The sequence below is a fragment of the Candidatus Thiopontia autotrophica genome (assembly GCA_014384675.1).
GTDB lineage: Bacteria > Pseudomonadota > Gammaproteobacteria.
Genome location: JACNFK010000020.1, coordinates 12,388 through 39,246, shown reverse-complemented (window position 1 = coordinate 39,246; position 26,859 = coordinate 12,388). Strand labels below are relative to the sequence as shown.

Below are 26,859 nucleotides of genomic sequence, written 5' to 3'. Positions count from 1 at the left end.
AGGGTGTGGAATCAAGCTGAAATGACTATATAAGCTATGTGTGTATTGTGGTTTTTGGAGAAAATAACCGACGATTACCGGTTTTTTACCTAGATTTCGCCGAAGTTTAGGTTTGTTTAGCTGTGTCTCAGTGGTTGCTCATATTCATCCATAAAATGGTAGAGAGAGCTATCAAGCAGTTTTATTGCCCCGTCCAAAAGATGGCAACGGCCACTTCCCGGGAGGATGCGGGTTAGATTAATCAATGTGTCAAGATCGGCACGGGTTCCATTTCCGCTGTCAATTCGCGAGAGCAGTTGAGACGCATAAAATGTTCCTGTTTTGCATGAAGGACACTGCCCACAGGATGAGTTTGCAAAGAACGAGACATATTCTGTCACCCGGCGTACAACTCCTGTCCCCTCTGAGATTACGATCATTGCCCCTGTACCCAGGCTGGATCGTCTCTCCTGCACCGAGTCAAAGTCCAGCGGGACATCCAGATCCTTTGGTGTCAAGATTGTGTTGGAGGGGCCACCGGTAAAGACTGCCTTGAGTTTTCTGTCCAGCAACATGCCTCCACCATGGATATGGATCAGGTCAGACAGGGGAGTACCCATCGGGAGTTCATAAGCTCCGGGACGTAGTACATCACCACTCAGGGAGAAGATCTTTGTGCCGTGCGAGTCTCCCTCTCCCTGGTTTATAAACCACTCTGCACCATTGCGAATAATATGAGAGACGTTGGCCATGGTCTCTACATTATTAATCAGTGTAGGGAGTCCAAATAGTCCTGCTTTAGCAGGATATGGTGGCTTGCCACGTGGAAATGGAAATTTGCCCTCAATAGACTCAATTGCCGCAGTCTCTTCACCACCAATATAGTGACCAGAGCTGGCAACAATATAAAACTCAAGAGGGCGTCCAAGGATGTTGGAGACCTGGTTTACATAGTCGGTTTCACTCCACTGGTTTGTGGCCTCTTTCATCGCCTCAAGCGAACCTTCCTGTTCAGGATTTATATAGAAGACAATCTGGTTTGTGCCAGTGGCCAGTGCGGTAATAATTGCCCCTTCAATAACCTGATGAGGGGTCTCCTGAAGCAGGATTCGGTCTTTGAATGTTCCCGGCTCATCTTCATTTCCGTTACAGATGAGATATTTGTCCTGGTCACTCGGTTCATTCGCTACAAATTCCCACTTGATATGGGTTGGGAACCCGCTACCACCGAGCCCCAGTAACTTTGCTTCACGAATGGTTGGTAGAATATGTTCCGGATTCAGTATTGCTTTCTCCAGACCGTCACCACCAATATCAACCAGCCAGGTATCGAGATCAGCACCGAAGCGACGATCAGGATGAAGTAGTACCTGATTCAGTTTTGATAAGTCACTCATGAGCTCTGCCTTCGGTTACGGTGCAGACCAACATAATCTGAGTCCAGATCAAATTTTGCATATTCAGGAAAGAGTATTGGTCCCTGTAGATCCATAGAGAGTTCTGCGTTGGTCAGCTCTCTACGGAGTGTATTTAGGTGCTCAATAGATAGTTGACTGCTGCGTTTGTCTTTTCTTTTTTTGGCGGCGGCAGCTCCTGCCTTACGCCCAAAGCTGATAATCTCAAGAAGAGCATTTCCCATAAGACGATTTCTTCCGTGAATTCCACCGGTTACCTCACCAGTAGAGAAGAGTCCTGGCACTGAGGTTTCACAATCTTCATTAATTACTACACCACCGTTCTGATAGTGGAGGGTAGGGTATATAAGTAGTGGTGTTTCAGCCGGGTTGATTTCGGCTTTCTCTCCCAGGTGCATTAGCTTGGGAAACCTCTTCTGCAGAACCCCGGGTTGCCTGGCCTCCAGCCCTGGGGTGTCCAGCCAGATTCCCTGATGGCCATCCTCTGTAATTATGCCTCGACCTTCACGACATTCACGAATAACGGCGGCAGCAACAATATCTCGAGCGGAGAGCTCATCAACAAAGCGTTCTCCATTCCCGTTTAACAGATAGGTTCCACAGGAGCGAACTCCTTCAGTTATAAGGCTGCCTGCAAGGTGGAAGGGGTATGCAAGACCAGTTGGATGGTACTGAAAAGAGTCAAGATCACGCAGTTGCGCTCCCATGCGATAGGAGAGTACCAGGCCATCACCAGTTGCACCGAAATGGTTTGATGTTGGAAAACCATTAAGGTGCATTCTTCCAATGCCGCCAGTTGCGACAATAACTGCCTTTGCGCTTATCTGGATATATTTTCGATTTTTCAGTGAAGAGATAACAGCTCCAGAGCAGCCACCCTGATCATCCCCTAGTAGCTCCACTGTTGGACTGTAGTCCCACACATCAATGTTGCTGTTATGGACAGATTCACGTAGTACTCGCATCATCTCCAGGCCAGTGTAGTCACGATAGAAACATATGCGTTCCGCTGAGGTACCACCAGCACGCCTGGTAAGCAGGTCACCAAACTCATCCAGATCAAACTGCATGCCCTGCTGGATAAGCCAGCGAATAACATCAGGTCCATCCAGCACCAGTTGAGATACAAGGTCAGGATCAGATTTCTGATGGCCGGCACTCATGGTGTCGTTATAGTGGAATTGGGGCGAATCATCCTTGTTGATGGAGGCTTGAATACCGCCCTCTGCCATTACTGTGTTGCTATCCCCAAGACGCAGTTTTGTAGCCAGGATTACTCTGGCCCCCTGTTGTTGTGCAATCAGTGCGGCAGCACATCCTGCACCACCACCACCAATAACCAGTACATCTGTCTCTACAGTCGCGGCTCCTGCCAAATCAGCTTCACTGATTCTTGAGTCTGACTGCAGTGTATCGGCAAGCTGTTTGTGGCAAGGGTCTCCCTTGTTGGCTCCAACCTTTAGTGTAGTTAGGCACTCTTCGATATAGTCTGGGTGAAAACTGTTTAACAGTTTTTCACTATCAATTTCAGGTATTGGCAGAGGCCGCTCCTGTTTGATGCGATAGTTGGCGACTGCCTTCTGATAGGATATTGCCTCGTTATTGACCTTATCCATAATTACTCCTTGATCACCTGTAGGGCGCCAGTACGGATCTTTTCAAGGCGATTAATCAGGTTGGAGGGGCGAGAGTGAAAGTATGCGGTCACACGTCGAGCAAACAGGCCAACATGGTTTGGAGCAATCTGTTCAGGACATCCGGTCATGCAGAGATCACACATAACACACTCAATAAACAGGTCTCCGGCCTCTTTAAAACGCCCCTTTACCGCAAGCTCAACCCCCTTCTCAACATCAATATCCTTGGGGCATGATGTTGTACAACCGTGACAATTGCGGCACTGTTGTGCTTCAGGAAAAATCTTGTGGAACTCGGTCTGGACCTCCCATGAATTTTGTATCTGTTCCAGACTGTAGCTATGCTGGGATGGTGACGGAAAGACCAGAAACATTACCTCCATACCATCCTCAACCAGGGTCTGGCACCCCATCTCCATGCTTATCTCGTCAGTTTCTGCGCGACGCACCAATACCCGGCAGGATCCACATACACCCTCGAGACAGCCAACCCCCTGGACGCGGGGATATCCTGCTTTCCACAGTGCCTGGATTACAGATAGTGTCGAGGAGACATGGATCTGTTTGCCGTTAATGGTGACATGGACTTTTGTTTGGGTATCGCTCATGCAGGATTTTATGTATTGAAAACAAACGAATATAACATAAAAAACCGATTCTTATCTCTGTAGAGCAGGTCTATAGAACAAGAATCGGCCTTGTTGTTGGTACTCCCTAGGGGAATCGAACCCCTGTTACCGGCGTGAGAGGCCAGCGTCCTAACCGCTAGACGAAGAGAGCATTTTTTTGGTCTATGTGACCGGTGGCGTATTCTGCCAGAGAGATAAAACAAGTACAATACGCAATATGAAATTAATAAAAGGCTCAGGATGGATAAAACGCATGTTCTCTTCTGAAAAAGGGCGACCATCTGTCGATGCGACTATATTTTCTCGTTCGGAGCATCCGGTCTCACGTGGGCAGATGAGCCGTAATGCGGTCAAGGTTCTAAATAGAATACACAAAGGTGGATATGGAGCTTATCTGGTTGGGGGTGGAGTTAGAGATTTGATGCTGGAGCGTGAGCCCAAGGATTTCGATGTAGCAACAGATGCAACTCCAGAGGAGATCAAGGCACTATTTCGTAACTGTCGTCTGATTGGTCGCCGTTTTCGTCTGGCTCATGTCCATTTTGGGAGGGAGATAATCGAGGTTGCCACCTTCCGTTCGGGACAGGATGGTTCAGTGAGTAACGCGAAACAGAGTGAACAGGGCATGATTCTGCGAGATAACCTCTACGGAACTCTGGAAGAGGATGCCTGGCGTAGAGACTTCACAATCAATGCGCTCTATTACAATATTGCCGATTTTTCGGTGGTGGATTATACCGGTGGAGTAAGAGATCTGGAACGTGGACAGATCAGGATGATTGGTGATCCAGCGCAACGCTATCATGAAGATCCTGTAAGAATGTTGCGGGCAGTCCGTTTTGCAGTAAAGCTTGGTTTTCAGATTGAGAAAAAGACTGAGCAACCAATTTTCAAGCTGGGAAATCTGTTGGAGCAGATCCCCCAGGCGCGACTATATGAGGAGTTTCTCAAGATGTTCCAGTCAGGGCAGGCGCTGGAGACCTTTGAACGACTGCGTCACTATGATCTGTTTCGCTACCTCTTTCCGCTTACTGACAGGGTATTGGATCAGCAAGAGGGGTTTCCTCATGCCTTTCTGATCAAGGCACTGGAGAATACGGATCGTCGTGTTGCAGAGAACAAACCAATTACCCCGGCATTTCTGATTGCAGCACTTCTCTGGGAGGAGGTGCGACAGATTGCAGACAGATCTGATGAGAGACACCCAGAAAGTGGTGCCAGATTGCCAGAAAATGTACGCCTGCACCATGCAGGGCGTAATGCATTGAGGGAACAAAGAAAAACTCTATCAATGCCAAAAAGGTTCGCCATAATGGCCCAGGAGATATGGGAACTGCAGACCCGTTTTCAGCGTCGTAAAGGCAGGCAGCCATACCGTTTTATGGATCACCCCCGCTTTCGTGCTGCTTATGATTTTCTGTTGCTCAGATCCGAGGTTGGTGAGGTTGATAGCGAACTGGCCAACTGGTGGACTGACTTCCAGAAAGTTGGTACGAAGGAGCGAGAGAGCATGATCAACGAGGCTCCGGGTAGCGGTAAGCCCAGAAAAAAGCGGCGTAGACGCAGCAAGAAGCCGGCTCAGACCAGCAACTGATGAAGGCATATGTTGGGCTGGGAAGTAACCTGGATAGTCCAGACAAGCAGATAGATAGTGCGCTGCTTGCGTTGGAGAATATGGATCAAACCACTCTTGTTGCCATCTCTTCACTTTATATAAATCCACCGATGGGACCACAGGATCAGCCGGACTACCTGAATGCAGTTGCAGAGATAGATACAACACTGGGACCATCACAACTTCTGGATCAGCTACAAAAGATAGAGCATCAACAAGGGCGTAACAGAGAAAGGCGTTGGGGGGAGCGTACAATTGATCTTGATATTTTGCTCTATGGACAAGATGTTGTGGATGACGAGAGATTGCAGATTCCTCATCCAGGAGTTGCAGAGAGGCCATTTGTACTGGTTCCTCTGGCTGAGATTGCAGGTGCTGAGCTGAATGTTCCCGGGGAGGGGATGGTTGGAGAGTTGTTGCAACAGTGTGATTGTGGTGAGATGACAAAAATAGAAATAAGAGGGATAGATTGATGAGTAGTTCAACCACAAACAGTGGGCATGGTCGTGTAACAGTCTCTACATTAATGGAGATGAAGGCTAATAAAGAAAAAATCACCTCACTTACGGCATATGACTATAGTTTTGCTCAACAGATTGATAAGGCGGGAGTTGACCTGGTTTTGGTAGGGGACTCTCTGGGGATGGTAATTCAGGGCAGAGAGACCACAATTCCAGTGACTGTTGACGAGATGATTTATCACGCCAGGATGGTTGGTCATGGCCTGAAGAGAGCGTTACTGCTGGTTGATATGCCCTTTATGAGTTACGCCACGCCAGAGCTGGCTCTGGAGAATGGTGGTCGCCTTATGAAAGAGACAGGGGCACAGATGGTAAAACTGGAGGGTGGAGAAGATCAGGTTGAAACGGTGTCACTTTTGGTGAGTAGAAATATTCCTGTTTGTGCTCATCTGGGATTGCAGCCACAGTCTGTTCACCGTTTGGGCGGATATCGTGTTCAGGGCAGAGAGAGTGATGTTGCCCAGCAGATGATTGCCGATGCTCACGCGCTAGAGCAGGCAGGAGCCTCAATGCTGGTGCTGGAGTGTGTCCCGGTGGTTCTGGCTCAGGAGATTACGGCGGCGCTTGAGATTCCGGTTATTGGGATTGGGGCAGGGGTTGAGTGTGATGGCCAGGTGTTGGTGCTGTACGACATGCTGGGAATTACTATGGGCAGAGTTCCACAGTTTGTGAAAAACTTCATGGAAGATGGCGGTGCTGTTTCGGAGGCACTTTCCAATTATGTTGCAGAGGTTAGAGGGGGCAAGTTCCCGGCTGTTGAGCATACATTTCAGTAGGGCGGTTGTGGGGTGGAAGAGTTTAGTCAAATTGAGTCATTAAGAGAGCATCTTGCCGGATTGCGCTGCATGGGCGAGTCAATCGCCTTTGTACCAACCATGGGTAACCTGCATGAAGGACACCTGGAGTTGGTGAAAGAGGCAAAGAGAAATGCAGCTGTGGTGGTTGTCTCTATCTATGTTAATCCTGCCCAGTTTGGAGAGGGTGAGGATTTTGATAATTATCCCCGGACCATGCAGCAAGACCGAGAGAAGCTTGAGAATATTGATACCTCAATTCTCTTTGTTCCATCAGATGGAGAGATGTATCCAGCTGGAGACCGTTCACCAGCTACAACTGTTGAGGTTGCAGGGATATCCGAACAGCTCTGCGGCCGCTCTCGTCCAGGACATTTTGCCGGGGTAGCTACAGTAGTTACCAAGTTATTAAACATTGTGCAGCCTGATGTAGCGCTTTTTGGGCAGAAGGATTACCAGCAGTTACTGGTTATTCGCCAACTGGTTGCAGATCTTAACCTTCCTGTTGAGGTTATCGGGGTTCCAACTTTTCGTGAAGATGATGGTTTGGCCATGAGCTCCAGGAATGGTTATCTTGATGCGGAGGAGAGAGAGAGGGCCCCCGAAATATACCGTACACTACAGTGGGCTGGAGATCAGCTTGAGGCAGGTAGAGAGGATTACCCCGTGATTGAGCTGGAGGCGATAGAAAAACTTCGGCAGGCCGGGTTCCTGGTTGACTACTTCTCAATTCTGGATTCAGGGTTGCACAGCGTCAAAAATGGCAGCAAAAACCTGACTGTTTTGGCTGCAGCAAAGATGGGGGCAACCCGATTAATTGATAATTTACCCCTTAATCTGAGATAATATGCCGATGCAAATCAATATGCTCAAGACAAAACTGCATCGTGCAACGGTTACCCACTCTGAATTGGAGTATGAGGGCTCATGTGCGATTGATGGAAGCCTGCTTGATGCCTCCGGAATAATGGAGTACGAGCAGATACATATCTACAATATCGATAATGGCGAACGTTTTGTAACCTATGCTATTCGTGCAGAGCATCGTTCTGGTGTGATCTCGGTTAATGGTGCGGCAGCACACAAGGCAAACCCTGGAGATCGTGTGATTATCTGTGCTTACACGGCACTGGATCAGGCAGAGGCAAAAAATTTCAAGCCCAGACTGATCTACCTCAGCGGTGATAACCGTATTGAGAGAACCGCCCATACCATTCCTGTACAGGCCGCCTAGTACTATATTCTCTAGCCAGTATTCCTCATCCCATTGGATATGGCATTAATGGTTCTTAACAGCGGCTGCATCCATTGATCATCCTCTCTCTCTATATCTGGAGATGAGATAAATCTCTGGTGCAGAATAATCTGGATGTGGTTAAGTGGGTCCAGATAGGGGTTGCGGCGCATAAGAGAGAGTGCGAGAGATGGTATATCCTCAAGCATGCTCTCCTGTTCGGTAATCTCCAGGAGCTGCTGACATGTTTTGGCATGTTCGTCTCTGATCATGCTGAAGATCTTTTGTGCGCTCTCTTTGTCCTCTGCCAGCATGGAATACTCTTCCGCTATGTCCATATCTCCCTTGAACAGGGCCATCTGTGTATTACCCAAGAGGGCGCTGAAGTAGGGCCATTGTCTGGCCATCTGCCTAAGCTGTTTTAACCTTTCAGGCTTGTTATCGCGCCACTTTTCCAGGGCGCTGCCTATGCCATACCATGCTGGGAGAGTGTGTCTGGATTGGGCCCAGCCAAATACCCAGGGGATGGCACGAATGGAGCTCTTGGAACGATTACCCTTGGAACGATGTGATGGACGAGATCCCAGGTTAAGGAGTCCGATCTCCATGACTGGTGTTGCTTCATAGAAGTAGTCCAGTAGTCCGGGCGTATCATCTATCAGATTGCGATAACTCTTTTCCCCAAGCTTGCTTAGCCTCTCCATTACCTTGCGATGCTCTGGGTGTTCGGATTCACTTTTGCGTATGATGCATGTGGTTGCTTTCATAAGTCCAGTAACGCCCATGGTCAGTTCGTAGAGTGCAGTCTCCTCATTGGCATACTTGTAATAGAGCACCTCTCCTTGTTCGGTAAACTTGATTTGGCCATGAACAGTTCCGGCTGGTTGTGAAAGAATTGCATCATGGGTAGGGCCGCCACCACGCCCAATGGTACCGCCACGACCGTGGAACAGGCGACACTCTATCTTGTACTGCTTCGTCAGTTTTACAACCTGTTGTTGAGCCTTGTACAGATGCCATGATGAGGATGCGATACCCCCATCCTTCGATGAATCAGAGTAGCCCAGCATCACCTCCTGGAGATTGCCTGATAGAGTGAGCAACTCTCTGTATGTCTGGTTTTTGAATAGTCTGCTCAGTACCGGTTTCAGTCTGTCAAGGTCATCAATGGTTTCAAATAGTGGGGTCACCTGGAGATGGCAGAAGCGTCCACCAATATCACGCCCAACCAACCCTGCCTGGCGGGCAAGCAATAGCACCTCTAGCAGATGGCTTGCCTCATGAGTCATGGAGATCACATAGTGGCCAAATGATTCATCACCAAGTTCCTCACGCATACGATAGATAACATCGAATATCTCTAGAGTCTCCAGGGTTTCTGTCTGCAGTAGATTTTTCTGTAGAGTGAAGGGCCGATCCTGCTCTATTGCCTTGGCAAGCAGCTCAATTCGTTCAGATTCATCAAGGCTGTTATAGTCGATGCCGGTTTCATTGCTGGTTAGCATATCTGCAATAGCATCGGTATGGCGTGTCGATTCCTGGCGTATATCAAGATGGAGAAGGTGGAAGCCAAAGGTCTCGACAAGCCTGATTAGATCCTGCAGGTCTCCTCTGGCAGTACGTAGATCTCCCTGATGTACCAGGGCATCGTATATCAACCCTAGATCTTGGCGGAACTCATCAATGGAGTCATAGCCAGGAATACGATTGTCCACGTTATTGCCGAAGATGCGGCGATTCAGGATCTCCAGATTTAGTGAGAGACGGTGTTGAATAACAAAGAGGCGACGCCGATATGGTTCATTATCAAAGCGCTCTATCTGGCCACAATCGATTGATTGGCAGAATTTTTCATCCCGGGAAACCTGGTCAATAAATGGCTGTGGCAGATCTGATAGCTTACTGGAGTGTGTGAGCACATGGATGAGTGAGTCAACACGACCTATATACTCCTCAAGAATGGTTTTTGCATAGATACGTACAGCGGTTTCAGTGGTTTGAGGCGTAACATATGGGTTGCCATCACGATCTCCACCAATCCATGAGCCAAAGCGGAGAAATGATGGCACCTCAACTCCCTCCATGGTAGGAGCGCCATCAAGATATATCTTGCGGATGTGTCGTTCCAGATTACGATAGAGTCTGGGGACGGACTTGAATAGAGATTTCTGGTAATAGTAGAGCCCCTGGTTGATCTCATCCTCTACAGTTGGTTTGCGTGTACGAATCTCGTCTGTATTCCAGAGTATCTGTATCTGTCCCTCCAGGTCACGAATAATCTCATCTTTTTCAGAGCGGCTCAGACGAGGGTCATCCAGCTTCTCTTCATACTCAAAAACCCGGCGCAGACCCTCCATGATTGTTCTGCGACGCGCCTCGGTGGGATGGGCTGTCATGACCGGCATGTAGGCCAGACTGTTTAACAGGGATTGCAGATCTTCTTTGTCAATTCCATCATCCACAAAACTGTGGAGGGTTGCATCAAATGATCCTCTCCACAACTGCTTGTCGGTAAGTAGTTGTTTGCGACGTTGCAGGTGCTGAAACTCCTCTTCAGTCTGGTTTATCAGGCTGAAGTAGATGCTGAATGCCCTGATAACATGGGTGAGCTGATCTGGGTCCAGCTGTTCTATCAGCTGCATCAGTCGGGCACGTTTTCGGCTATTCTCCTTTTTTCTGAGAGCTATAAAACCCTTTCTCAGCGTCTCTACAGCATCAAAAATATCCTCACCAGCCTGGTTTTTAAGCACATTGCCAAGGAGTGTGCCGAGCAGTTTTACTCTGCTACGGAGAATCTGGTCTCTGGGTTGGGTAAGTTTCTTCATCCCTTTCAGAATGACATATTCACCGGTAGAGTGCAATTAGCAGCTCATATAGTTCCTGAATGAACCAAGATCATGAACATTATCGAAGCCCATAGATTCCAGGTATGTTTTTGCCATACGGGTGCGGGCTCCGGTAACGCAATAGAGGACTATTGGACGCTCTTTATCGAGCATCTCCTCGGCCACCTGAATTGATTGCAGTGGGACATTTACCGCATCAGGAAGGCATCCTTGTGCGTACTCCATCGGACTGCGAACATCTACCAGTTGCCCATCCTCATCTTTTATCATCCGCTGCGCATCTTCGCAGCTTATGTTCTGTGAAAACATAATTGTTTCCTTTTTTATCCATTTGTCACCAGGATAACTATGCAAGCCATCTAAATTATGACCCCGTGATTATTGGGGTTCAAGACCGCTATTTTTGGTATAAGTGGCGGAATCTATTCTCTTTTTTGTGAATAGAATGTGGTGACTGTTGTTAAATTAATACTGCGCGCATTGTACCATATTCAACAAATCCCTTCAATGCTTATTCTGGGAATCTTTCTCCAACTTTCGATTTCTACGTAGAGCAATCATGATGCCAATAACAAGAGCCAGAGCCAATAATGCAAGTATTTTTCCCATAATATTAAAGAGTTACGATATTTTCCGGTGGAGGTACAATAGTTGGATCCTGAGGTGGATCAATATGAATTAGATCAGAATATGGCCCAAGCATGGTCATGGTTCCCTGAAAGCGGTCTGTTCCATCATAGCTGTAATCAAAGCTGTAGGTGCGGTAAAAACGGATACGGCCACTACTGTCTCTGCGTAGGCGAATGCGTCGGAGTGATACAGTCTGATCAAGGAGTTGTGCACCATAATTTTTACAGGTCAGGCGACAAACCGTAATGGCTCGTTCACGCGCACGCATGCTGTCCGACCAGAAGAAAATGGCGGAGAGGGGGATACCAACAAGCAAAAGGGTCTCAATCAGGTCTCGCATGGAATGACGACTTTACCATATTCGCAGGGCTGAATTTTGCAGAGCTACAGGAATAAAATGGTATGCTCCGGATCAATCTTTGGGATTCTTGAGCTGGTCTCCTTGCAGCAACGGGGGTACGCCTATATCCCGTATGCCACGCAATGAAGTGATCTATTAAATATGGACTAGTTTGGAATAATTGAGTAACCTAGCGAGTCATTCAATAACATAACACGTTTAAGGAAGAAAATATGAAGAGCAGAAATAGTCTACTGGTGGCATTGAGTGCAGTCACTGCAATAATAGTCTCAACAAATGTATCTGCGGATGCTGCCGGTGATTATGCCGCTGGATGTTTTGCCTGTCACAGCCCTGCAACTGCAGCCGCAGTAGGTGCTCCTGGTGTGGGTGACAAGACTGCCTGGGCACCACGTATTGCCAAAGGTATGGATGCACTCTATGCAACCGCAATCAATGGCTCTCCAACAAACCCACTGATGATGCCGCGTGGTGGAACAGGCCTGAGTGATGATGCACTGAAGGCTGTGGTTGACTACATGGTGGCACAGTCAAAATAAGAATAGTTTCTTCATAACCTCTCCAGATAAGATATATCTGGAGAGGTGGTATCCAGCCGTCATCACCCACCTGTACTTCTGTTGTTGGGAGTAGAGTAGTATGAATCCATTAAGCTTTTTTAGAGGTTCCCTGGCTACAGATCGCGAGCAACACGAAAACCGGTATCATCACTTTTTCTGCTTGGGAAGTCGCGCCAGCGGTTGGCGGAACGTACCTCGTGTGGAGGAAAGCTCCATGCCCCACCACGGATAACCCGTTTTCCACAGCCACCCTTGAGATATGGTGAGCCATCAATGGGGGCATCAGAATAGGTGTCAGACCAACAGTCAGCAACAATCTCGAATACATTACCGGCAGTATCATGCAGTCCAAACAGGTTTGGCCTGAAGCGCCCTACAGGTGCGGTACGCTCACCATCCCATATGCTGCCACAGCCATCACAATTGGACTCCGTGGTTGGCGCTTGATCACCCCACCAGAACACGGTTTCTGTCCCACCACGCGCGGCATACTCCCACTCAGCATCAGATGGAAGGCGATATGGCTGGCGTGTTTTGGTTGCAAGCCACTCGGTATAGGCAGTTGCATCGTTCCATGACACATTTACAACCGGTCGGTTACCACGTCCCCAGCCGCTATCATCTGGTTTATCATGACCGGTTACCTCGCAGAAGAGATCATACTCATCAAAAGTGACCTCATACTGACCTATGGCAAATGGCCTAAGGCGCATTGGTTGAAGAGGGAGCTCATCGTTATCACCATCCTTATTTCTTGAGCCTCTGGTAAAGTCTCCTCCACGCAAGGCGATCATCTCTGGAGCAGAAATATCCTGATATAGCAGATCATGAAACTGGGTTGCAGGGTTAAGTTGTTGACGATAATTAAACAGAGATGGCGCTCTGCCGTGATGGACATTAACTGCAAGCAGTGAGAGCTGTGATGAAGGGATATCAACCCTGTCTCCATAACGGGTCACAGCCTGTATTGAGGAGTTTCTAACTACCCCTTGTCGTATCTTGCCATTATTGTCGGTAATGTTAACTGATAGCTGATCCTCTATCTCCTCAAGATCGATTATATGGAGCTGCTGGATGGGGATTATGGAGAGCCCATCCTCTCCTGCAAGCAGAATTGATGAGGTTGAGATGGTTGCAGTGAAGCGGTCTCCATTGTCTGTACTGATTGAGTCAACAGGTATCGGTGGTGGGGAACGTACAGTTTTCCTGGAGAAGATAATCTCTGAAATGTCTGCCAGGTCCAGAGGGAGTGCAGGTTGATCAAATCGTAAAATAGTAAATTCATCACCCTGTATTGTTCCGCTGAAACGCTCTCCAGGATGAGTTGTAATCTGGTCAGTACCACCTTTCTGGCCAGGGGTAAGTGATGCAACAAAAGAGTAGGGAATTGTGACCAGACCATAACTGGTCTCAATAGCGAAAGCCTCATGAGCAATAGTGCCATGGAAGATGTTGCCATTGTTCATGGTCACCACCTCGTATCCCTGGCGGCCGGACTCTGCCGTGCTGCTAATGATCAAGAGCAATCCAAATAATAGTCTGGCCATGTTGGTATGAATCCGTGCGAAAGTAATAGCGATATCACCCATGCAGCATGCTCAAGCACATCCCTGTGTCGCTCGACTGTGGTCGTCCAGGCCACAGACGGCTACTCGTGGGAGGTCGCTATTACTTTCGCACGGATTCATAATAAAAAAGCCCTCAGAAGTCTCCTTCTGAGGGCCTGTTTTCAGAACGTTAATCTGAGCTTATAGCTTCTTGCCGTCGCTAAATGCATCAGTAGTAATGTTCTCATACCAGCTCAGTGCATACGCTACTTCACGTTCGCGATGTGCTGGATTACGGTTTTTACCGCTTGGGGTAAGACCACCGGAGACCTTCATGACCTTCGAGTGATCTGCAGCCAACTGGTATACCGCTGCTACGGAGAACGCATCATTTGGTGCAACCACACTGTAGCAGGTGTTGGTGTAGGCCGGGATTGGAGCAGAGTTACCATTCAATGCTGCAACAATAGCCGCTGCCGTTACCTTCGCTTCAGATGCCGCCGCATAACCGGACTTTGGAAGCCCCTTGGCTGCACTGGAGTCACCAATGACGTGGATGTTTGCACGCTTCTTGGACTCAAAAGTCTGCAGATTTACAGGACACCAGTCACCATCAACCAGACCATTTACATGTGCAACATGGCCAGCCTTCTGGTCAGGAATAACGTTAAGAACGTCACCCTTAACCTCGTCAACCTCGGTGATAGCAGTGTTTGTAGCTGCATCAATCTCTTCCAGAGGAGTCATCTTTCTCCACTCAATGATAGAGCCATCATTGCTACCGTCTGCAGCTGGATCAAATCCATAATGGATATTCCATGCCTCACGGAACAGGCCAAACTTGGAGAACTTACCCTTTGGATCAAGGACAATAATCTTGGATTTTGGATTGTGAGTCTTGAGGTAGGAAGCGATCTGGCTGGTACGCTCGTAAGGTCCAGGAGGGCAACGGAATGGGTTGCGAGGTGCTGCAATTACAACAGTACCACCATCCTTCATGCCACGAATCTGCTCACCAAGAAGGTTCATCTGATGACCAGACTTGTATGCGTGAGTTACAGACTTGTTGGCAACCTCTTCACTGTGTCCATCAACAAACTTGAAGTCAACACCTGGAGATACCACGCAACGGTCAAAGCCGTAGCTTCCACCACCAGCAGTCTTCACGGCCTTGTCACCAATCTCGGTAACAGAGTCATGAACAACCTTGATACCCATTGCAGTAAGACCCTCATAGGTGTGACCAAGCTGATCCATGGTAACCATTCCGGTCAGGGTCAGGTTACTGGTAAAGCCGGTGTAATAGGTCTTGTTTGGCTCAATGATAGTCACATCAATGGATGCATCGGCACGCTTAATGTATTTTGCTGCAGTTGCGCCACCCAGACCACCACCAACAACCACAACACGACCGCGCGAATCAAGGTTGGTGTTTGCAAAAGATAGCCCAGAAGTGGCAATGGTTGCAGCACCAACTGCTCCACCAGAAACCTTCAGAAAATCTCTACGATTAAATTTACTCATTTTATTTGCTCCTCCTTAACGCTGACTGGCGTAGTAGTTGAGGATGGCTTCCATACCGGCAGCACCTTCCTTCTTGTTCAGCTTCTTGACCTTTTTCTTCATCTTCTCGGGCATAGAGCGATCTCCATTATCGAAGTCTTCCATGCTGTAGTGAAGGTAAGGTGTTAGCTGACCAGCAAGAATACCGGAGTCATCGTCGGCTAGAGATCCACCCTCTGAGTGACACTTCTCACAGTACTTGTCATGCAGTTTCATACCCTTGGCAGCCTTGGCCTTGTCAAAAGACTGATCTGCACGAGTCTGTGATTGCTCGGCGAAGTAGTTAGCCATTGCGCCGATCTCATCTTCGCTGTAGCCCTTGGCAATACGTCCCATAATGGTACTGACAGTATCACCCGACTTGTATGCATTCATCATATCTGTAATGTAGGTTGCAGACATTCCGCCAATGGATGGAATAGCTGGTCCAGAACTACCGCCATCAGTACCGTGACAACCGGCACAGGTATTGGATAGCATTGATGCATCAGCCCCTGTCATATTTCCGCCTGCAGATACAGACAGACTAATTGCGCAGCCACCAATGATGGCCATAGCAAGTTTAGTTGCTTTCATATCTCCTCCTAAAGTTAATTAGAGATTTTGTTAAAATTAATATTAATTTGCTCCAAGTCTCTCAACCCGGAGCAGAGCAATAATAATATAAAAAGAACTTCTTGTGCAAGCAAATAGAGGCAGATTAGAGTATCTGTATCTTCTTATATGCGTTTACTGAAACTGCATTCAGGGTGTGGCTGCAGCGTTTCAGTAAAATTATTTTTTTATGATTGTGCGAAGATATTCTGTTAGTTGATGATGGCGATTCATTTTTGAAATCAGTAACAGATCAAGCCCCTCATGATCACGCACATCTGTCTTTGCGCCTCGTTGAATCATTAGTTTTGCCAGCTCCATATTGCCACTGCCTACCGCTTCCATTAGTGGTGTCCACCCATCCTGGTCGGTGACATTTATATCTGCACCGTGGTTAAGTATGGTAAGTGCGCTATCAACCCCTCTTTTGGAGACAGCGTAGTGGAGAGCTGATGCGCCGTGATCATTAGTGACGGATGTTGATGCCCCGCGGTTGAGCAGGGCATTAATAATATCCATATTCCCGCTCTCGGCCGCCATCATCAATGCAGTTTTCCCATTTTTATCACGAATATCCATTCCCGCACTGGCGAGAAGAAGCATGTGTACAGTATTAATGTGCCCCTGTTTTGTCGCTATCATGAGAGCAGTCCGTCCATGGCGATCTGCGGTGTTAATGTTGCTGTTATATGCCATAAGCATGGAGATGACATCTGCATCTCCACTGCGGATTGCCACCATCAGGGCATCCATTCCATTACTGGTTTTGATGTGAGGGTCGGCACCTGACCTTAATAGTAGGGCTACCAGGGTGATACTTCCCTCATCTGCAGCAGCGGAGATGGCGGTATATCCACCTTTGGTCTGATCATTAATACGGGCGCCACTGTCAATAAGCAGTTTTGCAATTGAGATTTGACCATCCTCTGCAGCATAAATCAGCGGAGTATGGCCAAGCTCTCCTCTGCTGTTTACATTCGCGCCTCTGTCAATTAGTTGTTGAGTGGCCTCAAAATCACCATTGGCAGCTGCTCTGCGCAGGGCGTTATCCAGTGCCTCATCAGCGGATGCTGTAGTTGAGAGGAGCATGGAGAGTAGGGTTATTACGATTTTTTTCATTGTGCTGTTCCTATTCTTCATCTTCCTCTTCGTCTTCATTCTCCTCAGGCTCGTCGGGCTCTGTATGGGCAATTCCCTTATGGCAATCTATACAGGTCTGTCCCTTCTCTGTGGCGCGACCATGTTTCTTGCGAGCACTGCGGTCCTGTATATCAAGGTCCATGTTCTCGAAATCATGACAGTTTCTACATTCGCGAGAATCGGATGCCTTCATCTTGTCCCAGACACTGTTTGCCATCTTCCAGCGATATGCATTGAATTTCTCCAGGGCAGCCTCTCGACGCTCTTCCGCCTCCTCGCTCATGTCATCTTCGCTATAGACTTCCCCGTAATTTGGAATGCAGAGGTTGGACCCCTCCTTGATCGGGACAAACAGATCCGGACAATTTCCATTGTCATCTGCACTTACAAGTTGTGACTCATCCGGCTCAATAGTACCGAGCACCCAGTGGTATACATCCTTGGCTGCCATGATCTTGGCAAGGACCTTGGGGAAGAATTGCTGCGGTACGTGGCAGTCGGAACAGGTTGTCTGCACACCGGACTGGTTTTTGTAATGGACGGTCTCTTTGTACTCTTCAAGATTTACCTTCATTGAGTGACATGATGTACAGAATGCCATCTCGTTGGTTGCACCAAAGAATATGTTTACGCCCCCCAGGGCAACCATGCCTGCCACGAAAATCAGGAGTGGGACAAATAGTTTTTTCATCTTCACAAGTTTCCTTTAATAGTTTTTATAATATCTTGTTATTATTGCGCGTTTGTTAGAATCTTGATGAGTAATCAATGACTGCTTTTATATCTCTGTAGCTAAATTTTTGAATCTGTTTGACCATCTTCTTGTTGGCGTTTCTCCGTTTGCCATCCCTGATCCAGATAAACTGTCTTAACATGTATTCGTAGTGTTGATTGTTCAGTTTGGGATAAAAATTTTCCGGATCGCCCTCACCGTTGTCGCCATGGCATTGAGCGCAGTTGTCCTGATAAAGTTTTTTGCCATGCTCCAGGTCGTCTCCATGTCCGAGGTAGTTTTGCCTGTTAACAGGCAGGGTTGTGATGTATCCAGTGACATCTGCTATATCCTGAGCATTACCAATATATCTGTTCAGAGTAAATGGATACATGACCGGATTGTCGCGATTAAGCTGGCGAATATCGGTTAGTTGTTTGATCAGAACCGACTTGTGCTGGCCGGCCAGTTGTGGATATGTTCCCGGGACACGGTATTGACCAATTCCTGGAGCCATTCCCCAGCCCTGCGAGGTGTGGCATAGAGAGCAGGTATCATATATTTTTTTGCCGTTATCTATATCCGGTGTAAGCGTCATTGCCTCCTCGGCCTCACCTCCACGATCAAACCCATCCCACCCATGGGATAGTGGTGACAACATGGCAATAAACATGAAAGTGATCGGCTTTCTATGCATTACATCTCCTCCGAAACAACATCCTGGATAGATCATGGGATCAGCAAGATGTTTAATTTATATTTTATTACTCGCCCAATCATACTGGTTGGGTGAGTAGGCGCAACTATTTTTCTACACAACTAAGGAACATCTGAAAAAGATTAATGGGATGGGGGTTTGGGGAGAGGGCTCTACAGGTGTTATTACAACGCACTGAACCATAACCTTTCCCCCATAGGATAACTTGTGAGGGAGATCTGGTTGGTTTATCCACTCTCCCGATTGTTGATTAACTCCTCAACCACAGAGGGGTCAGCCAGGGTAGAGGTGTCTCCCAGATCTTCCAGCTCGTTAGCTGCAATCTTGCGTAGAATTCGGCGCATGATCTTGCCGGAACGTGTTTTTGGCAGCCCTGGGGCCCACTGGATAATGTTAACCTTGGCAATTGGTCCAATCTCCTTGCGTACAAGCGCCACCAACTCATCTTTTAGTGAGTCACTGCTTTCGGTTTCCTGCATCAGGGTGACAAAGGCGTATATTCCCTGTCCGGTAATTTCATGTGGGTATCCAACCACAGCAGCTTCGGCCACCTGTTCATGCAGTACGAGGGCTGATTCAATTTCTGCGGTTCCCAGACGGTGACCAGAGACATTGAGTACATCATCAACCCGACCGGTAATCCACCAGTATCCATCCTCATCACGGCGGGCACCATCACCACTGAAATAGTATCCGGGGAACTGGCTGAAATAGGTTTCGATAAAACGGTTATGGTCGCCATATAGGGTGCGCATCTGCCCTGGCCACGGAAATTTCATTGCCAGATTGCCTGAGGTTGCCCCTTCAAGCTCGTTACCCTCATCATCCAGCAGTACTGGCTGCACCCCAAAGAAGGGACGGCTTGCAGAGCCCGGTTTAAGTTGATGTGCCCCTGGCAGAGGGGTAATCATATGGCCACCGGTCTCGGTCTGCCACCAGGTATCAACAATTGGGCAGCGCCCATCACCAACCACATTGTAGTACCACTCCCAGGCCTCCGGATTAATCGGTTCGCCTACAGTCCCGAGCAGTCGCAGTGATTTTCTGGATGTGCTTCGCACCGGCTCATCACCAGCAGCCATTAGTGCACGAATTGCGGTGGGTGCAGTATAGAAGCTGGCTACACTGTGCTTGTCACAAACATCCCAGAAGCGGGAGACGGTGGGGTAGGTGGGGATGCCCTCAAACATCATGGTGGTGGCGCCATTAGCCAGGGGGCCATAGAGTATATATGTGTGTCCGGTTACCCATCCCACGTCGGCGGTGCACCAGTAGACTTCGCCATCCTTGTAGTCAAAGACCAGTTTGTGGGTAATGGCAGCATGGAGCATATAACCACCAGTTGTGTGTTGGACCCCTTTTGGTTTTCCGGTAGAGCCAGAGGTGTAGAGGATAAACATTGGATCCTCGGCATCCATCTCCTCAGGAGGGCACTTGGTAGGTGCATCCTCCATCGCTTCGTGGTACCAGATATCTCTCTCCGCATTCCACTCAACAGGCTCTCCGCCACGTCTTACCACAATAGAGGTATGGACATTGGGGCAGGCGGCCATGGCCTGGTCTGCATTCTGTTTAAGCGGAACCTTTTTGCCGCCACGAATGCTCTGGTCAGCGGTAATCACCACCCGGCAATCAGAGTCAAGGATGCGATCACGCAGTGCATCCGGAGAGAATCCGCCAAACACTACAGAGTGGATGGCACCAATACGGGTGCAGGCAAGCATTGCTACAGCAGCCTCTGGAACCATCGGCATATATATGGAGACTCGGTCTCCCTTTTCTACCCCACGTGCTTTGAGCACATTGGCAAATTGACTGACCTCGGAATGGAGTTCCCTGTAGGTTATCTTGCGATCCTCATTGGGGTCATCCCCCTCCCAGATAATTGCAATCTGATCACCACGATCCTTCAGGTGGCGATCAAGACAGTTGTATGAGGCGTTGAGTTTGCCACCCTTGAACCAGTTTATATGGACGTCATTACTATAATCCCAGTCAAGTGTGGTCTCCCACGGCTTGAACCAGGTGAGGTAGCTAGATGCCTGCTCTGCCCAGAACTCCTCAGGGTCAGCCACAGATTTTTGATACATCTCCTCGTACTGTTCAGCGGTGATGTTGGCCTGTGCCGCAAAATCACTATTAACCGGGTAAGTTTTTCCACTGCTCATATTGTTGACCTCCATGTTAAGCCTGAATTCTCTAGGTGCTCCCACCTGTTATACACCAACCTCTTGATTCATATAGTGATATTTTATTCTTCGGAAATCACAACAAGGATTATGCTCAGTCGAGAATTCGCTCTATGAATCAATATGTTGCACATTATACGCACGATCATCTGGAGGATTCAGGTTAAATTTGCTCTTCCAGGATGAAACTGTACATTCTAGCCATGATTGGTTTTTTAGGGTACTGCCAGAGCGAGATTTTGGGGTACAATACGCGGCTTTCAACCACGGAATCGAGAGTAGACATGGAAGTATCTGTAGAAACAACCCAAGGGCTAGAGCGCACAATTACAATTACTGTTCCTGCGGAGCGTGTTGACAAGGAGGTTGCGGATCGTCTCAACCGACTGAAAAATACGGCCAAACTGAATGGTTTTCGTCCTGGAAAAGTGCCAATGGCGGTAGTCAAGAAGCGTTTTGGGGAGTCAGTTCTCCACGAGGTTGCAGGAGAGGTGATTCAGGCCAGTTTTGGTGAGGCGGTCACCAAGGAGAATCTTACTCCGGCGGGAGCTCCAAAGATTGATCCGGAAGAGATAGCAGCGGGTAAGGACCTCACCTACAAGGCCACATTTGAGATCTATCCAGAGTTTGAGATCGCATCGTTTGCAGATATCAAGGTAGAGAAGCCTGTTGTTGAGATTGGTGATGATGACATGGACAAGATGATCGACAATCTGCGTAGCCAGCAACAGAGCTGGGGCGAGGTTGAGCGAGCAGCAGCCGATGGTGATCAGGTAGTGATAGATTTTGTTGGAACTGTTGATGGTGAGGAGTTTGACCGAGGCTCTGCTGAAGGGGTGCCGGTAACTCTGGGATCCGGTTCAATGATTGCAGGCTTTGAAGAGGGTATTGCCGGGATGAAGGCTGGTGAGGAGAAGAGTATTGATGTCACCTTCCCTGATGACTATGCGGCAGAGGATTTGGCTGGCAAACCAGCCCAGTTTGCGATCACGGTAAACAGTGTCTCCGAGGCGGTGCTTCCAGAGATAGATGATGAGTTTATTACCAAGTATGGCGTAACCGAGGGCGGGGTTGAGGCTTTCCGTACCCAGATTCGTGAAAACATGCAGCGCGAGTGTGATCAGGCAGTTAGCCAGGTGAACAAGAATCAGGTGATGGACGGGCTATATGAGACGCACGGCTTTGATATTCCAACCCCACTGATTGATGAAGAGGCTGCCCGTATGGCTGAAAACATGCAGCAGCAGATGCAGGGGCAGGAGGGAGTTCTGAGTCCTGACCTGTTCAAGGAGCAGGCAGAGCGTAGAGTCAAGCTGGGGCTGATTCTGGCTGAGATTACCCGTGAACATAATGTCCAGGTTGATCCAACCAAGGTGAAGAAGCATATTGAGACCATGGCTTCAGGTTATGAGGATCCACAGGAGGTTATTGAGTGGTATGAGAAGAATCCACAGCAGCTGGAGGGTGTGCAGAATCTGGCTCTGGAGGAGCAGATTGTGGATCTGGTGATGAATGATGCTACAGTGTCGGACGAGAGTATGGAGTTCGAGGAGCTGATGCAGAAGGCTAATGCCAATCGTACTGCTTAGGTATCGCATACAGGTAGCATTGAACCATTTAACCGAGGAAGAGATAAGAGTATGAGTTCACCAATAGAGAATATAGGCATGGTACCAATGGTGGTAGAGCAGTCCTCACGTGGGGAGAGGGCTTACGATATTTACTCCCGCCTACTCAAGGAGAGAGTCATCTTTCTGGTGGGCCCGGTTGAGGATCAGATGGCTAATCTGGTGGTTGCTCAGCTACTGTTTCTGGAGTCTGAGAATCCAGACAAGGAGATTCATCTCTATATCAACTCTCCTGGTGGTTCAGTTACAGCTGGTCTCTCTATTTACGACACCATGCAGTTTATCAAGCCAGACGTAAGTACCATGTGTATTGGTCAGGCTGCCAGTATGGGGGCACTGTTACTGGCTGGCGGGGCGGCAGAGAAACGTTTCTGTCTTCCACACTCCAGGATGATGATTCATCAGCCTCTTGGTGGTTTTCAGGGGCAGGCATCAGATATCGAGATTCATGCCAAAGAGATTCTCGATGTGCGTGAGAGGCTGAACAAGATCCTGGCTAACCATACGGGGCAGCCAATTGATCAGATTCGCAAGGATACAGACCGTGACAACTTTATGAGTAGTGATGAGTCGGTTGAGTATGGCCTGATAGACAAGGTGTTATCGAGCCGCAATTAATAACTGATAGAAACAGTTGGTTATTGTGTGGCTGCGTCTTGTATAATCTGGCCAATATAGTATAAAGAACCATCAAAAAACAGTAATTGACGAGTGATCTAGTTGCTCAAGGTACGGAAGGTGCAAATTTTATGAGTGAAAACGAGGAAGATGGCAAGCTTCTCTACTGCTCTTTCTGCGGAAAGAGTCAGACTGAGGTAAGAAAACTGATTGCGGGCCCATCGGTTTATGTCTGCGACGAGTGTGTAGAGCTCTGTAATGACATCATTCGAGAGGAGCAGGATGAGGATGAAGAGTCCTCTTCAGAATCGTTGTTGCCGACTCCGGAGAAGATCAGGGCAACACTTGATGACTATGTTATTGGTCAGAACCAGGCCAAAAAGACCCTCTCTGTTGCGGTCTATAACCACTACAAGCGCGTAGAGTCAGGTTATAAAAAGGATGATGTAGAGCTTGCCAAAAGTAACGTACTGTTGATTGGCCCTACAGGGTGTGGCAAGACTCTGCTTGCAGAGACTCTGGCCCGTACCCTTAATGTTCCGTTTACCATTGCAGATGCAACCACACTGACCGAGGCCGGTTATGTAGGTGAAGATGTAGAGAATATCATCCAGAAACTGCTGATGAAGTGTGATTACGATGTGGAGCGTGCCGAGAGTGGCATTATCTATGTTGACGAGATTGACAAGATCTCCCGCAAGGCAGACAACCCATCCATTACCCGTGATGTCTCTGGTGAAGGCGTACAGCAGGCACTGTTGAAGCTGGTTGAGGGTACAACAGCATCTGTGCCGCCACAGGGCGGAAGAAAGCATCCACAACAGGAGTTTTTGCAGGTAGATACCAGCAAGATTCTCTTTATCTGTGGCGGTGCCTTTGCCGGGCTGGACAAAATTATTCGTGACCGCTCCGAGAAAAGTGGGATCGGTTTTGCTGCCGAGATCAAGAGCAAGGATGATGAACGTTCTGTTGGTGAGGTGCTGGAGGATGTTGAGCCAGAGGATCTGATCAAGTACGGATTGATCCCGGAGTTTGTTGGCCGTCTTCCCGTAGAGGCAACTCTGAGAGAGCTGGATGAGGATGCGCTGGTCAAGATTCTGACAGAGCCGAAGAACGCCCTTACCAAACAGTATGGAAAACTCTTTGAGATGGAGGGGGCAGAGCTGGATATTCGCGAGGATGCCCTGCATGCTATTGCCAAAAAGGGGATCAAACGCAAGACTGGTGCTCGTGGCCTGCGCTCTATTCTTGAGCATGCGCTACTTGATACCATGTACCATCTCCCATCCCAGGAGGGTGTTGAGAAGGTGGTGGTGGATGCCACTGTTATCAATGATAAATCAGAGCCGCTGCTTATCTTTGAGGGGGGCGAGCAGGAAAAGCTGGCTGTCGCTGAGTAGTACCTAATACTCCATGGGAACAGAAGACAAGAGTGTAGCTCCAGTTGATCCTTTAATGCAGGAGTACTCACTGCTTCCACTGCGCGATGTTGTGGTATATCCACATATGGTGATCCCACTATTTGTTGGGCGTCCCCGTTCCATCGCGGCTCTGGAATCAGCGATGGCGGAAAATAAAAAAATTCTTCTGGTGGCACAAAAGAGTGCAACTGAGAATGAGCCATCCATAAGCGACCTGTTTAATGCAGGTACAGTTGCCACCATTCTCCAGCTACTGAAATTGCCTGATGGGACCGTCAAGGTTCTGGTGGAGGGTAAAAATCGTGCACTGATTCACCATATCGATGAGGATCATGGGTATATGCGTGCCCAGGTTTCAGTTCATCGTGGAGAGATTGTTGGTGGTGTTGAGGTTGATCTGTTATCCGGCTCCATTCAGAGTCAGTTCGAACACTATGTAAAAATGAACAAGAAGATTCCTCCAGAGGTTTTGACCTCACTGGCTGGAATTGATGATCCTGGCCGTCTCAGTGATACGGTGGCGGCGCATATGACGCTTAAAATCGATGAGAAACAGCAGCTGCTGGAGACCTTCGATGTGCAGGAGAGGATGGAAAATATTCTCTCCATCATGGAGGGTGAGCTCGATATTCTTGAGGTGGAGAAGAGGGTGCGGGGTAGGGTCAAGAAACAGATGGAGCGTAATCAGCGTGAGTTCTATCTGAATGAACAGATCAAGGCGATCCAGAAAGAGTTGGGTGAATCTGAGGATGGAACCAACGAGATGGATGAGTTGGAGGGAAAGATCAAGAAGGCCGAGCTGTCAGAGGAGGCCCAGGCAAAAGCTGACTCCGAGCTGAAGAAGCTGAAGATGATGTCTCCCATGTCTGCTGAGGCGGCAGTTGTCCGTACCTATCTTGAGACCTTGATAGGCGTTCCATGGAAGAAGAGCTCAAAAGTTCGTGGTGATCTGGCCCGTGCAGAGAAGATATTGAATGAAGACCACTACGGTCTGGAAGAGGTGAAGGAGAGAATTCTTGAGTACCTTGCAGTACAGAAGCGTGTAGGCAAGATCAAAGGGGCAATTCTCTGTCTGGTTGGTCCTCCAGGGGTTGGCAAGACCTCGTTAGGGCAATCAGTTGCCCGTGCTACCAGTCGTAAATTTGTACGGATGTCACTTGGTGGGGTTCGTGATGAGGCTGAGATTCGTGGGCACAGGCGAACCTATATAGGGTCAATGCCGGGTCGGATCATCCAGAATATGAGCAAGGCGGAGGTGAGAAACCCACTGTTTCTGCTGGATGAAATAGACAAGATGGCAATGGATTTTCGTGGTGATCCGGCATCGGCTCTGCTCGAAGTGCTTGACCCCGAGCAGAATAGCACCTTTGGCGATCACTACCTTGAGGTGGACTATGATCTCTCTGATGTGATGTTTGTGGCAACCGCCAATAGTATGAATATACCCGGCCCTCTGCGTGATCGCATGGAGGTGATCAGAATTCCTGGCTATACCGAGGAGGAGAAGCTCAATATTGCGCGCCAGTACCTGATTCCAAAGCAGATGAAGGATAACGGTCTCAAGGCCAAAGAGGTGACCATAAGTGTTGGTGCAGTCCGTCAGATGGTACGACACTACACCAGAGAGGCTGGGGTCAGAAATCTTGAGCGTGAGATATCCAAGGTATTACGCAAAGTGGTCAAAGAGCTGGTTCTCAAGGAGCAGAAGGGCAAGGTATCTGTCTCTATCCGTAACCTTGAGCACTATCTTGGGGTCAAAAAATTCCGTTTTGGACTGGCCGAGAAGAATGATCAGATTGGCCAGGTTACTGGCCTTGCATGGACCGAGGTTGGTGGAGAGTTGTTGACCATAGAAGGGGCTGTAATGTCTGGAAAAGGCAAATTCTCGGTGACCGGTCAGCTCGGTGATGTCATGAAAGAGTCCATTCAGGCTGCGATGACGGTGGTGCGTAGCCGCTCCTCCGCATTGGGAATCAAATCATCCTATTACGAGAAAAGTGATATCCATATCCATGTGCCGGAAGGGGCTATTCCCAAGGATGGGCCAAGTGCGGGGATAGGGATGTGTACAGCACTGGTTTCCGTGCTTACCGGTATTCCGGTTCGTGCAGATGTAGCAATGACAGGTGAGATTACCCTGCGTGGAGAAGTGTTGCCTATTGGTGGGTTGAAAGAGAAGATGCTGGCGGCTCATCGTGGTGGAATCACTACCGTACTGATACCTGAAGAGAACAGAAAGGATCTCAAGGAGATTCCGGAAAACATCCTCACTGACATTGAGGTAAAACCGGTCAGATGGATTGATGAGGTGTTGGAGATTGCGTTGCAGTTTTCACCGCAACCACTGGACGAAAAAGAGCAGCAGGACGAGAAAATAGAGGAGTCCGGTAGCGGTGCGGAAAACAGCCATGAGTCATCTGTTAGACAGACTCACTAAAGGCAAAAAAACAGTATAAAAGTGATATTTAAGCTAGTAATGAGTCATGGTATATCGTAGACTAGCGCGCG

The 26,859-nt window shown here is 48.5% G+C and carries 23 protein-coding genes, 1 tRNA gene and 1 pseudogene; 10 read left to right on the top strand and 15 right to left on the bottom strand.

Annotation, left to right across the window (positions count from 1 at the left end):
• Nucleotides 1-116: 116 nt before the first annotated feature.
• From H8D24_02650 to H8D24_02635, 4 genes are all read right to left on the bottom strand, one after another.
• Nucleotides 117-1,376 carry an SLBB domain-containing protein gene (locus H8D24_02650; protein MBC8519290.1) on the bottom strand — a complete coding sequence of 420 codons (1,260 nt, stop codon included), beginning with the start codon at nucleotides 1,374-1,376 and terminating at the stop codon, nucleotides 117-119.
• Nucleotides 1,373-3,010: an FAD-binding protein gene (locus tag H8D24_02645; protein ID MBC8519289.1), complete on the bottom strand. Its 1,638-nt coding sequence runs from the start codon at nucleotides 3,008-3,010 to the stop codon at nucleotides 1,373-1,375. Before H8D24_02645 ends, H8D24_02650 begins: the two co-directional genes overlap by 4 nt.
• 2 nt (nucleotides 3,011-3,012) lie before the next feature.
• The gene (locus H8D24_02640) at nucleotides 3,013-3,639 is read right to left on the bottom strand and encodes a (2Fe-2S)-binding protein (GenBank protein ID MBC8519288.1); all 627 of its coding nucleotides are present in this window, start codon (nucleotides 3,637-3,639) and stop codon (nucleotides 3,013-3,015) included.
• A 97-nt stretch (nucleotides 3,640-3,736) separates the two neighbouring features.
• A tRNA-Glu gene (locus tag H8D24_02635) sits at nucleotides 3,737-3,811 on the bottom strand.
• Nucleotides 3,812-3,913: 102 nt separating this feature from the next.
• Here H8D24_02635 and pcnB point away from each other — a divergent pair.
• Genes pcnB through H8D24_02610 form a run of 5 tightly spaced genes read left to right on the top strand, consistent with a single transcriptional unit; the run spans nucleotide 3,914 to nucleotide 7,824 of the window.
• Nucleotides 3,914-5,254, top strand: a complete 1,341-nt coding sequence (pcnB, locus tag H8D24_02630) for a polynucleotide adenylyltransferase PcnB (GenBank protein MBC8519287.1) — start codon at nucleotides 3,914-3,916, stop codon at nucleotides 5,252-5,254.
• Entirely contained in the window at nucleotides 5,254-5,748 is a 495-nt protein-coding gene (gene folK, locus H8D24_02625; GenBank protein MBC8519286.1) for a 2-amino-4-hydroxy-6-hydroxymethyldihydropteridine diphosphokinase, read from the top strand. Before pcnB ends, folK begins: the two co-directional genes overlap by 1 nt.
• Entirely contained in the window at nucleotides 5,748-6,572 is an 825-nt protein-coding gene (gene panB, locus H8D24_02620) for a 3-methyl-2-oxobutanoate hydroxymethyltransferase (GenBank protein MBC8519285.1), read from the top strand. The genes folK and panB overlap by 1 nt, the downstream gene beginning before the upstream one ends.
• 12 nt (nucleotides 6,573-6,584) lie before the next feature.
• On the top strand, nucleotides 6,585-7,436 hold the full coding sequence (locus tag H8D24_02615; protein ID MBC8519284.1) for a pantoate--beta-alanine ligase: 852 nt from the start codon (nucleotides 6,585-6,587) through the stop codon (nucleotides 7,434-7,436).
• A 7-nt stretch (nucleotides 7,437-7,443) separates the two neighbouring features.
• The gene (locus H8D24_02610; protein ID MBC8519283.1) at nucleotides 7,444-7,824 is read left to right on the top strand and encodes an aspartate 1-decarboxylase; all 381 of its coding nucleotides are present in this window, start codon (nucleotides 7,444-7,446) and stop codon (nucleotides 7,822-7,824) included.
• 11 nt (nucleotides 7,825-7,835) lie between these two features.
• On the opposite strand, the gene ppc is transcribed toward H8D24_02610, so the two are convergent.
• From ppc to H8D24_02595, 3 genes are all read right to left on the bottom strand, one after another.
• On the bottom strand, nucleotides 7,836-10,649 hold the full coding sequence (gene ppc, locus H8D24_02605; GenBank protein MBC8519282.1) for a phosphoenolpyruvate carboxylase: 2,814 nt from the start codon (nucleotides 10,647-10,649) through the stop codon (nucleotides 7,836-7,838).
• 36 nt (nucleotides 10,650-10,685) lie between these two features.
• Complete coding sequence (locus tag H8D24_02600) at nucleotides 10,686-10,979, bottom strand: rhodanese-like domain-containing protein (protein MBC8519281.1); 294 nt, start codon at nucleotides 10,977-10,979, stop codon at nucleotides 10,686-10,688.
• A 304-nt stretch (nucleotides 10,980-11,283) separates the two neighbouring features.
• Nucleotides 11,284-11,640 (bottom strand): DUF3301 domain-containing protein, encoded by a 357-nt coding sequence (locus tag H8D24_02595; protein ID MBC8519280.1) that lies wholly within the window; start codon nucleotides 11,638-11,640, stop codon nucleotides 11,284-11,286.
• Between the two features lie 233 nt (nucleotides 11,641-11,873).
• On the opposite strand from H8D24_02595, the gene H8D24_02590 reads away from it, so the two are divergent.
• The gene (locus tag H8D24_02590) at nucleotides 11,874-12,200 is read left to right on the top strand and encodes a c-type cytochrome (protein MBC8519279.1); all 327 of its coding nucleotides are present in this window, start codon (nucleotides 11,874-11,876) and stop codon (nucleotides 12,198-12,200) included.
• A gap of 134 nt (nucleotides 12,201-12,334) precedes the next feature.
• Here the strand turns inward: H8D24_02590 and H8D24_02585 are convergent, their stop codons facing one another.
• The 8 genes and pseudogenes from H8D24_02585 to acs form a co-directional block, all read right to left on the bottom strand.
• The gene (locus H8D24_02585) at nucleotides 12,335-13,768 is read right to left on the bottom strand and encodes a formylglycine-generating enzyme family protein (protein MBC8519278.1); all 1,434 of its coding nucleotides are present in this window, start codon (nucleotides 13,766-13,768) and stop codon (nucleotides 12,335-12,337) included.
• 201 nt (nucleotides 13,769-13,969) lie between these two features.
• Entirely contained in the window at nucleotides 13,970-15,292 is a 1,323-nt protein-coding gene (locus H8D24_02580) for an FAD-dependent oxidoreductase (protein ID MBC8519277.1), read from the bottom strand.
• A gap of 15 nt (nucleotides 15,293-15,307) precedes the next feature.
• Nucleotides 15,308-15,832 carry a c-type cytochrome gene (locus tag H8D24_02575; GenBank protein ID MBC8519276.1) on the bottom strand — a complete coding sequence of 175 codons (525 nt, stop codon included), beginning with the start codon at nucleotides 15,830-15,832 and terminating at the stop codon, nucleotides 15,308-15,310.
• 273 nt (nucleotides 15,833-16,105) lie between these two features.
• Nucleotides 16,106-17,044, bottom strand: coding sequence for an ankyrin repeat domain-containing protein (locus tag H8D24_02570; protein ID MBC8519275.1), 939 nt, complete (start codon nucleotides 17,042-17,044; stop codon nucleotides 16,106-16,108).
• Nucleotides 17,045-17,054: 10 nt separating this feature from the next.
• On the bottom strand, nucleotides 17,055-17,516 hold the full coding sequence (locus tag H8D24_02565; GenBank protein ID MBC8519274.1) for a NapC/NirT family cytochrome c: 462 nt from the start codon (nucleotides 17,514-17,516) through the stop codon (nucleotides 17,055-17,057).
• A pseudogene (locus H8D24_02560) lies at nucleotides 17,493-17,756 on the bottom strand (NapC/NirT family cytochrome c). The gene H8D24_02565 and the pseudogene H8D24_02560 overlap by 24 nt, the downstream one beginning before the upstream one ends.
• A gap of 55 nt (nucleotides 17,757-17,811) precedes the next feature.
• Complete coding sequence (locus H8D24_02555) at nucleotides 17,812-18,438, bottom strand: c-type cytochrome (GenBank protein MBC8519273.1); 627 nt, start codon at nucleotides 18,436-18,438, stop codon at nucleotides 17,812-17,814.
• A gap of 284 nt (nucleotides 18,439-18,722) precedes the next feature.
• Nucleotides 18,723-20,663, bottom strand: a complete 1,941-nt coding sequence (acs, locus tag H8D24_02550; protein ID MBC8519272.1) for an acetate--CoA ligase — start codon at nucleotides 20,661-20,663, stop codon at nucleotides 18,723-18,725.
• A gap of 305 nt (nucleotides 20,664-20,968) precedes the next feature.
• Between acs and tig the strand changes: the two genes are divergently transcribed.
• The 4 genes from tig to lon all read left to right on the top strand — a co-directional run bounded on the left by tig (nucleotide 20,969) and on the right by lon (nucleotide 26,788).
• On the top strand, nucleotides 20,969-22,273 hold the full coding sequence (gene tig / locus H8D24_02545; protein MBC8519271.1) for a trigger factor: 1,305 nt from the start codon (nucleotides 20,969-20,971) through the stop codon (nucleotides 22,271-22,273).
• A gap of 78 nt (nucleotides 22,274-22,351) precedes the next feature.
• Nucleotides 22,352-22,930, top strand: coding sequence for an ATP-dependent Clp endopeptidase proteolytic subunit ClpP (gene clpP, locus H8D24_02540; protein ID MBC8519270.1), 579 nt, complete (start codon nucleotides 22,352-22,354; stop codon nucleotides 22,928-22,930).
• 131 nt (nucleotides 22,931-23,061) lie between these two features.
• The gene (clpX, locus tag H8D24_02535) at nucleotides 23,062-24,330 is read left to right on the top strand and encodes an ATP-dependent Clp protease ATP-binding subunit ClpX (GenBank protein ID MBC8519269.1); all 1,269 of its coding nucleotides are present in this window, start codon (nucleotides 23,062-23,064) and stop codon (nucleotides 24,328-24,330) included.
• A 55-nt stretch (nucleotides 24,331-24,385) separates the two neighbouring features.
• On the top strand, nucleotides 24,386-26,788 hold the full coding sequence (gene lon, locus H8D24_02530; protein ID MBC8519268.1) for an endopeptidase La: 2,403 nt from the start codon (nucleotides 24,386-24,388) through the stop codon (nucleotides 26,786-26,788).
• Nucleotides 26,789-26,859 lie beyond the last annotated feature (71 nt).